General features: G+C 56.2%; 8 protein-coding genes. 6 read left to right on the top strand and 2 right to left on the bottom strand.

All coding sequences use genetic code 11. The features are described from left to right. Positions 1-185: 185 nt before the first annotated feature. The 3 genes from obgE (at position 186) to ACLPGZ_RS02000 (ending at position 3,948) form a co-directional block, all read left to right on the top strand. Complete coding sequence (gene obgE / locus ACLPGZ_RS02010) at positions 186-1,274, top strand: GTPase ObgE (protein ID WP_009460564.1); 1,089 nt, start codon at positions 186-188, stop codon at positions 1,272-1,274. Positions 1,275-1,407: 133 nt separating this feature from the next. Further along, complete coding sequence (proB, locus tag ACLPGZ_RS02005; protein WP_026484420.1) at positions 1,408-2,565, top strand: glutamate 5-kinase; 1,158 nt, start codon at positions 1,408-1,410, stop codon at positions 2,563-2,565. Positions 2,566-2,694: 129 nt separating this feature from the next. Next, entirely contained in the window at positions 2,695-3,948 is a 1,254-nt protein-coding gene (locus ACLPGZ_RS02000; protein WP_009460560.1) for a D-amino acid dehydrogenase, read from the top strand. Positions 3,949-4,034: 86 nt separating this feature from the next. On the opposite strand, the gene ACLPGZ_RS01995 is transcribed toward ACLPGZ_RS02000, so the two are convergent. After that, the gene (locus ACLPGZ_RS01995; protein ID WP_035270428.1) at positions 4,035-4,796 is read right to left on the bottom strand and encodes a helix-turn-helix domain-containing protein; all 762 of its coding nucleotides are present in this window, start codon (positions 4,794-4,796) and stop codon (positions 4,035-4,037) included. Positions 4,797-4,908: 112 nt separating this feature from the next. Here ACLPGZ_RS01995 and ACLPGZ_RS01990 point away from each other — a divergent pair, with 112 nt between their 5' ends. The 3 genes from ACLPGZ_RS01990 (at position 4,909) to thiC (ending at position 7,980) form a co-directional block, all read left to right on the top strand. Then, positions 4,909-5,283 (top strand): helix-turn-helix domain-containing protein, encoded by a 375-nt coding sequence (locus ACLPGZ_RS01990; protein ID WP_022983603.1) that lies wholly within the window; start codon positions 4,909-4,911, stop codon positions 5,281-5,283. 212 nt (positions 5,284-5,495) lie between these two features. Then, positions 5,496-5,873: a helix-turn-helix domain-containing protein gene (locus ACLPGZ_RS01985; protein ID WP_022983604.1), complete on the top strand. Its 378-nt coding sequence runs from the start codon at positions 5,496-5,498 to the stop codon at positions 5,871-5,873. A 190-nt stretch (positions 5,874-6,063) separates the two neighbouring features. After that, on the top strand, positions 6,064-7,980 hold the full coding sequence (gene thiC / locus ACLPGZ_RS01980; RefSeq protein ID WP_060186658.1) for a phosphomethylpyrimidine synthase ThiC: 1,917 nt from the start codon (positions 6,064-6,066) through the stop codon (positions 7,978-7,980). A gap of 1,141 nt (positions 7,981-9,121) precedes the next feature. On the opposite strand, the gene ACLPGZ_RS01975 is transcribed toward thiC, so the two are convergent. Then, a complete protein-coding gene (locus ACLPGZ_RS01975; protein ID WP_088453170.1) occupies positions 9,122-9,700 on the bottom strand; it encodes an OmpA family protein in 579 nt (192 codons plus the stop codon). Positions 9,701-9,812: the final 112 nt, after the last annotated feature.

The following is a 9,812-nucleotide window of genomic DNA, read 5'->3' as shown; positions in this document are numbered from 1 at the left end:
GGCTTAGCCAGTCTCCCTACGGCCACAGCAAGAGATTAAAAATCGGCCACTATCACGGCACATACCGGCAGATAAGCCAATCTCCTATACACTAAGCAATTGGGGTTTTTGTTTAAAATGGTCTGCTCCCAGACCAGCAGCCCATACGGTTCTGCGGCCCCTGGACCTATACAGCACTCATCACCATGAAATTCGTAGACGAAGCGACCATTGAAGTGGTCGCAGGCAAAGGTGGAAACGGCGCTGCCAGTTTCCGCCGAGAAAAATTTATTGAAAAAGGTGGCCCCAATGGCGGCGACGGTGGACGCGGTGGCAGCATTTATGCCGAGGCCGACCGTAACGTCAACACCTTGATCGACTACCGCTACGCCCGCCTGCACCGCGCTCGCAACGGCGAAAACGGCCGTGGGTCCGACCAATATGGCGCGGGTGGCGAGGACATCACCCTGCGTGTGCCCGTTGGCACCATGATTTTTGACGCAGAAACCGGCGAGCAGCTGTTTGACATGAAGCGTCATGGCGAAAAAATAACCCTGGCCCAAGGCGGCGCCGGTGGTTTGGGTAACCTGCACTTCAAATCCAGTGTGAACCGTGCCCCGCGTCAATTTACCTACGGCAAGGAAGGCGAGCATCGCAAGCTGCGTCTGGAACTGAAGGTGCTGGCTGATGTCGGTCTGCTGGGTATGCCCAACGCCGGTAAATCCACGCTGATCACCCGCATTTCCAACGCCAAGCCGCGCATTGCGGATTACCCCTTCACCACCTTGCACCCCAACCTGGGTGTGGTGCGTTCGTCCGAAGCCCACAGCTTTGTAGTGGCCGATATTCCTGGCCTGATCGAAGGCGCGTCGGAAGGTGCCGGCCTGGGACACTTGTTCCTGCGCCACCTGACTCGCACCCGTATCTTGCTACATTTGCTGGACGTATCCAGCCTGGACCCGGACGAGGATGTTGTAGCCAAAGTGGCTGCAGAGGCCCGCGCCATTGTTGAAGAACTGCGTCTGTACAGCGAAGAGCTGTACGCCAAGCCACGCTGGCTGGTTCTGAACAAGCTGGACATGGTCTCGGACCCGGAAGACCTGAAAGCCCGCCTGCTCAAAGAGCTGAACTGGGAAGGCCCGGTCTTTGGTATCTCCGCCCTGACCGGTGTCGGTACACAGGATCTGGTCTATCAGCTGCAATCCTGGCTGGATGAAGAAAGCCGCAAAGAGCATATCGAGCAAGATATTGCCGACGGCACCCATATTTACGACGAGAGGTTTGCCCCAGACTGATCGTGCTACACAGGTCCAGGATCTAGACTCCAGGACTGAACCCCAAAATGCCCGGATGACGCGGTTAAGCCAACCGCCCTACTCCTGGCATTTTCTCTATTTACACGCCAAGCGATGGATTTCTGAACTCGTCATGCAGCACTCTTCTCATTCTGAATCGGCCGTTGCGCAATCGCGTCGATTGGTTATTAAAGTAGGTTCCTCCCTGGTCACCAACGAGGGCAAAGGGATTGACCTGGATGCCGTAGAGCAATGGGCTACCCAGATTGCTCAACTGCATGCCCAAGGCAAGCAATTGGTGCTGGTTTCCAGCGGTGCCATTGCCGAAGGCATGGCCCGCCTGGGCTGGCCGCGCCGACCGAAGGCCATGAATGAGTTGCAAGCGGCGGCGGCCGTCGGCCAGATGGGCTTGATTCAAGCCTATGAAGTGGCTTTTGCCCGCCATGGTGTGCGCACCGCTCAGATTCTGCTGACCCATGAAGATCTGGCCGACCGCCATCGCTACCTGAATGCACGAGGCACCATCAACACCTTGCTGGACCTGGGTGTAGTCCCCATCGTGAACGAGAACGACACGGTGGTCACGGATGAAATCCGCGTGGGCGACAACGATACATTGGGCGCACTGGTCACCAACCTGATCGAAGCCGAAACCCTGATTATCCTGACCGACCAGGCTGGCCTTTACAGTGCCGACCCGCGCAGCAATCCTGATGCACAGTTCATCTCGCTGGGACAGGCGGGCGATCCGACGCTGGAAGCCATGGCAGGCGGCTCGGGCAGCAATATCGGCACCGGCGGCATGATCACCAAAATCCTGGCCGCCAAACGCGCTGCGCAAAGCGGTGGCCACACCATTATTGCCTCTGGCCGCGAACAGCAAGTCCTGTCCCGCCTGGCGCAAGGTGAGCGCATTGGCACCGAGCTGCGTGCCACCCTGCCCGTACGCTCGGCCCGCCAACGCTGGCTGGTCGACCAGTTGCGTGTGCGTGGTCGCGTATCGCTGGACGAAGGCGCTGTACGTGCGCTGGTAGACGGTCACAAGAGCCTGCTGCCCGTCGGTGTCACCCATGTAGAAGGCGAATTTGACCGTGGCGATGTCGTTGCCTGCGTGGACAAGCACGGCGTGGAATACGCCCGTGGTCTGATCAACTACTCCTCGGACGACACCCGCCGCATCATGGGCCAACCCAGCCACCTGATCAATGAATTGCTGGGCAGCGAACACGATACAGAGCTGATACACCGTAACAATATGGTGTTCCCACGCAGTGCACCGGATCAGGACTAATCCTTGACCCCTACCCTGCCCGCCTGTTGAAATAGACGGATAAAACGTATCGAATTGCGACAGTGCGCGCGGTTTTTGCGCGCCTGATTGCAACACTTTCCCTTTCGGGCGATGCGCCCAAGGAACCGTATGAAGATCCTCGTGCTAGGTGCTGGCGTAGAAGGCGTAACCAGCGCTTATTATCTTGCCCGCCAAGGGCACAGCGTAACGGTCATCGACCGCATGGCTGGGCCCGCTCTGGAAACCAGTTTTGCCAATGCTGGTCAGTTGTCCTTTGGCTATGCCTGCCCTTGGGCTGCGCCGGGTATCCCGCGCAAAGCCATCAAGTGGATGTTCGACGAGCATCCGGCCCTGACGATTCGCCCGGATGGCACGCTGACACAAATCAAGTGGCTACTGGCCATGTGGCGCAACTGCACAGCAGACCGCTACGCCATCAATAAAGAACGCATGGTGCGTCTGGCTGAATACAGCCGCCACTGCATGGCCGAGTTGCGCGCCCAGACCGACATTCAATTCGAGCACCGTGCCCAAGGCACCTTGCAGCTTTTCCGCACGCAAAAGCAGCTGGACGGCATTGCCGCCGACATCGAGGTCCTGAAAGAAGCTGGCGTGCCCTACGAGCTGCTGTCCGCCTCCGAATTGCACACGATTGAGCCGGCTCTGCGCCACGTAGAGCACAAACTAAGCGGTGGCTTGCGCTTCCCGGAAGATGAAACCGGCGACTGCCAGATGTTCACCCGCCGCCTTAGCGAATTGGCCGAGAAGGAAGGCGTGGAATTCCGCTGGAACCAGAACATTCAGCGCATTCACAGCAACGGCACGCAGATCAGCGGCGTCCAAAGCTCCGATGGCCTGTTGACTGCCGATGCCTACGTGGTGGCCTTGGGCTCCTGGTCTACGGGTTTGATGAAAGACCTGCAGGCCATCCCGGTCTACCCGTTGAAGGGCTACTCCATTACCGCCACAATTGCGGATGCCTCGCGTGCGCCTCAGTCCACGTTGCTGGATGAAAGCTACAAGATCGCCCTGACCCGCTTTGATAATCGCATTCGCGTGGGCGGCATGGCCGAGGTCGTCGGCTTTAACAAGCGCCTGAATCCCCGCCGTGAACAGACCTTGCTGATGGTCCTGAATGATCTGTTCCCCGGCAGCTACCAAAGCGATGCAGATCTGCATTTCTGGACCGGCCTGCGTCCCAAGACGCCGGACAGCACCCCAATTGTGGGGCGTAGCCGCTACTCCAATCTGTTCCTGAACACCGGCCACGGTACGCTGGGATGGACCTTGGCTACCGGCAGTGCACAATTGCTGGCTGATCTGATCAGCAACAAGGAGCCTGCCATCCGTGCAGACGACTTGTCGGTGCAGCGCTACTACTAAGCCCTGCCCCCCACAGCATGAACAAAGGCTCTGCCGGTATAACCGACAGGGCCTTTTTCAACTGCCCTGCCCTGATGACATCCTGACTAGGCCAGCAACTGGCAATTAGCAGCGAACATATAGCCCCAGTTATGAATCGAGCGGATAGGCAGAACCGTGCCTCCCTGGTTGAATTTGCGTCTCATACGGCTGACCAGAACGCCCAGGCGGTTGATATGCGAAGCACCGGGTGGATTGCTGATTACATCCGTTTTACTAGCCACAGCCCGCATCAACTCGTAATGACTGGCCCGGCGATCCTCTTCGCGCAGCAAGCGGACGATGAAGGCGCGCTCCGTGCTGGTCAGGCTAAACGAGATCCCGACAGGCGATATCAAGGCCCAGCCCTCCTGATCCAGCACCCACTCCTGGGGCTGAGACGGTTCAGGAATGATGGGCATCTGCATCATGCGCCGCTGCAAGCTGTGCAAACTGGCTGCCAGCAACTCCAAAGACGCATCCCTGGGGCAAAACTGATCTCCGCCGCTATGCAAGGCTTGCAGCATGGCCGAGTCCGTCGCATCAGACTGCATCAGGATTCCAATTTGCGGACACAGCATACGTAAGCGCACGGCCGCCGAGCAGATTTCCGCCAAGGCCCCGCCCAACCAGGCAATACATATCGAACCGGCGTAACGGCCCCGCGTTTGGGCCAACTGCAGCAAAGCCGTCGCATCCGGGCAAAAAATAAGACGATAACCACGTTCTGCCAGAGCCTGAATTTGTTGTTCTAGTAAGTTTCGATCAGGGATAGCCGTGGCCAGGTACAGAACAACAGGACCGCCAGCAATTTCATTTGCAACCGACATAGTTGATACCTTAACTATAATGACATCTGATGACTATGCCGGACAGTATAAATCACGACTGTGATTTTTAATTAAAACCATCGTGTTTGGCTTTACATCAACAATCTGTTGTGTGAAACATTTCTCCGAACGCCTTCGCCACGCACGTCAACATCGCGGTCTTTCTCAGGCAGATTTGGCACGTCTATGCGGATTGACCCAGAGCGCCATCTCCAATTATGAAAATGGCACTCGTCGGGATGCACGTGAAATTCTGGAGTTGAGCAGAGCCTTGAATGTCAGCGCTTTGTGGTTGCGCAAGGGTATCGGCACGATGGAGTTCACGCAGGACAGCTACACATTGTCCGAACCCCTGGATGGTCCTCCCATTGTTACCTGGCCTTTCCGTCTGTTTTCCGTCGATGAAGTGGTTGCTTTGGCAGATGGCGAACGTGATTTGCTCGATCGCACTTTGCGTCATTTACTGGACGGCATGAAAAAACGCTAGGCACCGTACGTTCTACCCGCCTATACCGCCTGCCTTGTTAAACGCCCCTGACATTCAAGCTTTAAGCACAGGCTTGAACCCGACAAATCTGGTGCTGCCCCCATCTTAAGCTTCTCTTCGTTTCATTCAGCCGGTTAAGCCAGACATTTTTATCACATACGACATCTTTACTCAAAACCATCGTGCAGGGCGTTCCATGAACAATCTGTACTGTGAAACACTTCTCTGATCGCCTCCGCCACGCCCGCCTGCAACGCGGCTTTTCTCAAGCCGAGCTGGCTCGTCTGTGCAACCTCAGTCAAAGCGCCATCTCCAATTACGAGAGTGGTACGCGGCGTGACGCGCGCGAAATACTGGATCTGGCCAAAGCCCTGAATATCAGTGCTCAATGGCTGAAAAACGGGCTGGGCAATATGGAGCTGAGTGCAGCCCATGCCACCACCTTGCAAGACTCCGGCGAAGGCCCACCGATTGTGACCTGGCCCTTCAACCGCTTTTCCGTGGACGAGATTGTGGCTTTGCCACCCAAAGAGCGTGACCACCTGGATCAAACCATCCGTCATCTGCTCAACGGTATGAAAAGAAAATAAGCCTTATACGTCCACAAGCAGCTCCAAGATACCTATACTTGTCAGCACGCAGGGGTACTCGCCATTTGGCGGGTTGAGATAAACCCTCGTACCAGTACGGATAATGCCGATGCTGGGAGCGTGTGCCACAGGTGCAATGCCTGCACGGCACTTCTTCCTATATCGGCTCCACCATTTCTTTGGAGCTGCAATGACAAGCAAAACCCCTTCTTTTACGGCCACAGCGGCCAGCGTAGACCCGGCTGCGATCCAGCCCTTACCCAACTCCCGAAAAATCTACCAAACCGGCTCACGGCCTGATCTGCGTGTGCCTTTTCGGGAAATCTCCCTGGCTGATACGCCCAGCCACTTCGGCGCCGAGCCGAATCCTCCCTTAAGCGTTTATGACACCAGTGGTCCTTACACGGACCCCTCGGTACAGATCGATATTCGCAAAGGCCTGCCACCGCTACGCCAAGCCTGGATCAGCGAGCGCAAGGACACCGAGTTGATGGCGGGGCTCAACAGCCAGTACGGTCAGGCTCGCCAGGCCGATCCGGAGCTGGATACTTTGCGCTTCGAGTTGAAGCGTCAGCCACGACGCAGCATTTCGGGCACTAATGTCACGCAAATGCATTACGCACGGCGCGGCATCATCACTCCCGAAATGGAGTTTGTGGCGATTCGGGAAAATCTGCGACGCGAGCAATACATTGAAAGCTTGCGCGCCAGCGGTCCGCAAGGTGAAGAGATGGCTCGTCGCCTGACCAAGGTACACCCTGGTCAAGGTTTCGGTGCCAGCTTGCCCACCACGGTCACCCCCGAGTTTGTTCGTGATGAGATTGCGCGTGGCCGAGCCATTTTGCCCGCCAATATCAACCACCCGGAAACCGAGCCCATGATTATTGGCCGCAACTTCCTGGTGAAGATCAACGCCAATATCGGTAACTCGGCCCTGGGTTCCACCATTGGCGAAGAGGTCGAAAAAATGACCTGGGCGATTCGCTGGGGTGCGGACACCATCATGGATTTGTCCACGGGCAAGAATATCCATGAGACGCGCGAATGGATTATTCGCAACTCGCCGGTTCCTGTCGGTACGGTGCCTATTTACCAGGCCCTGGAAAAGGTCGGCGGCATTGCCGAAGATCTGACTTGGGATATTTTCCGCGACACCTTGATTGAGCAGGCCGAGCAAGGCGTGGACTATTTCACCATTCATGCCGGTGTGCGTTTGCCCTTTATTCCCATGACGGCCAGCCGCATGACAGGCATTGTTTCGCGCGGTGGTTCCATCATGGCAAAGTGGTGTCTGGCGCATCACCGCGAAAGCTTCCTGTACGAGCATTTCGAGGACATCTGCGAGATCATGAAGCAGTACGACGTGGCTTTCTCGCTAGGCGATGGCTTGCGCCCCGGCTCGGGCTATGACGCTAATGATCAGGCACAATTCGCGGAACTGCGTACCCTGGGCGAGTTGACCCAGGTAGCGTGGAAGCATGATGTTCAAGTCATGATTGAAGGTCCTGGTCATGTGCCTTTGCATTTGATTCCAGAGAACATGCAGTTGCAGCTGGAGCACTGTCATGAGGCCCCCTTCTACACCTTGGGGCCTTTGGCAACGGACATTGCGCCGGGCTACGATCACATCACTTCCGGTTTGGGTGCGGCGATGATTGCCTGGCAAGGTACGGCGATGCTGTGCTATGTGACGCCCAAGGAGCATCTGGGCTTGCCGAACAAGAAGGACGTGAAGGACGGCATCATCACTTACAAGATCGCAGCACATGCCGCGGACTTGGCCAAGGGACATCCTTCGGCGGCATTCCGGGATAATGCCTTGTCCAAGGCGCGCTTTGAATTCCGCTGGGATGATCAATTCAATCTGGGTCTGGACCCGGATACAGCGCGTGAGTTCCACGACGAGACTTTGCCGAAAGACTCGATGAAAGTGGCGCACTTCTGCTCCATGTGTGGCCCCAAGTTCTGCAGCATGAAGATTTCACAGGATGTACGGGACTATGCCAAGGCTAACGGTCTGGATGAACAGTCCGCTGTGGATCAGGGGATGAAGGAAATGTCAGTGCAGTTTGTTCAACAGGGCAGCAAGCTGTATCAGGAGGCTTGATGCTGTGTTGAATGCGGGCCTGGTGTGAACATGATCTTTGTTTGATCAGGCCTTGATAGGTTGAAGCCCTGGGTGGATTATTTCTGCCTGGGGCTTTTTTTTTGGAGCTTCGTCATTTCATTTAATTGGAAAGCGAGGTTTAACAGTCAGAAGAGATCGTTGCTGAAGACGCCAGTTAAGCCTAGCTTCAGGGTGTCCGGGCTGAGGGTTTGCCGGTGCTGCGCACCGGTGCCCTTGTCAGGAGATAGCTACGGGCGCATCCTGAACTCGCCGGGTACTTGGTCCCCCGGACCAAGTACAAGCGTCCGGCTCAAACAGCAGGATGCTTGCACCCCTACGCTATCTCCCGACCGCGGCAAACCCTCTGAACCGCCCGGACACCCTGAAGCTAGGCTCAACTGGCTCACAATCGTTTTTTTCTGGACAGTTCAAACTGCATCCTTGAATGGCGTGTGGCACTTTCCTGGTCTGCGTCGAATCTCTGACCTCTGACCTATCACCCATCACCTATCACCCATCACCTATCACCTATCACCTGAGACCTTTCACCTCCGACCTCTCTCCTCAGTCCCTTCACCTCAGACGCCAAACCTCAGACCCAAGATCCGAGATCCGAAATCCCAAATCCCAAATCTCACACCCAGACCCTCAATACATGATTGCTTGAATAGCCACGGTATGAGCCCTTGGGGGCGGTGGGCACCCGAAGGGGCGATTCAGAGTACTTGCCGCAGGCGGGGGCATGATCCGGGGTGCAAGCACTCTGCTGTTTGAGCGGGACGCTTGTGGTTCGTCCGAGGGACGAACCACCCCGCGAGTTCAGAGTGCGCCCGGATGATGCCCTCGACAAGGGGACCGGTGCGCAGCACCGGCAAGTGCTCAAGCCCCTCCGGGTGCCCACCGCCCCCAAGGGCGTGCTCATTACTGCGTTCTACTCAATAATCAGCCCTGCCCCTCTCAAGTAACGTTAATGCCATCAACGACAACAGATAACCACCAATCAGCAGTTCACAACTAATAACTGACAACTGACAGAACATGCTGCCCTCAAACCATGCCCTCACTCCCCGATCAAACAAAAAAAAGCCCGGTTAAAAAACCGGGCCTTTTGTCAGCACACCTTAAGGCGGCAAGCAGAGACTTACTTCTGCGGAGCGTACAAATACAACTCCACGCGGCGGTTCATGGCACGGCCTTCAGCCGTCGCATTATCCCCAATAGGAGCGTTCGGGCCACGGCCTTCTACCATCAAACGACCTTGTCCCACACCTTGCTGCGTCAGGTAATTCGTCACAGCGCTTGCGCGGTTAACCGACAAAGTTTGATTGGTCTGTGCCGACCCGGTGCTATCGGTATGACCGACAGCCTTGGCACGCAGCTCTGGATGCTGATTCATGGCGCGAGCCACACTATCCAGAACAGGCAGCAAAGCAGGCTTTAACTGATAATGGCCGGTATCAAACGACACACTGCTAGGAATATTGACCCGCAAGCTGCCATCGGGCATTTCGGTCACATCCACACCCAGGCCAGTTGCGCCAGACTGCTGAACATCCTTTTTAATGCCAGACCAGTTGTACGCTGCAATACCACCAGCCAGTGCACCGATACCTGCACCAATCATGGCGGCCTTGCTGCTATCACCAATCAAAGCCCCAAGACCAGCCCCCACAGCAGCGCCGCCACCCGCACCCACTGCGGTACGACCACCTGTGCTCATATTGTCCATCGTGCCGCAAGCGGCCAAAAGGGAAAGAGCACCAGCACATGCTGCTAATTTTGCAGAACGAATGGAAATTGTCATTATTGGCTCCGTAATCTCAAATTAAGTA

Source organism: Alcaligenes sp. Me129 (assembly GCF_050487245.1).
GTDB lineage: Bacteria > Pseudomonadota > Gammaproteobacteria > Burkholderiales > Burkholderiaceae_B > Alcaligenes > Alcaligenes phenolicus.
Note: the sequence above shows the minus strand (reverse complement) of the source record. Positions and strands in the feature narration are given on the sequence as shown.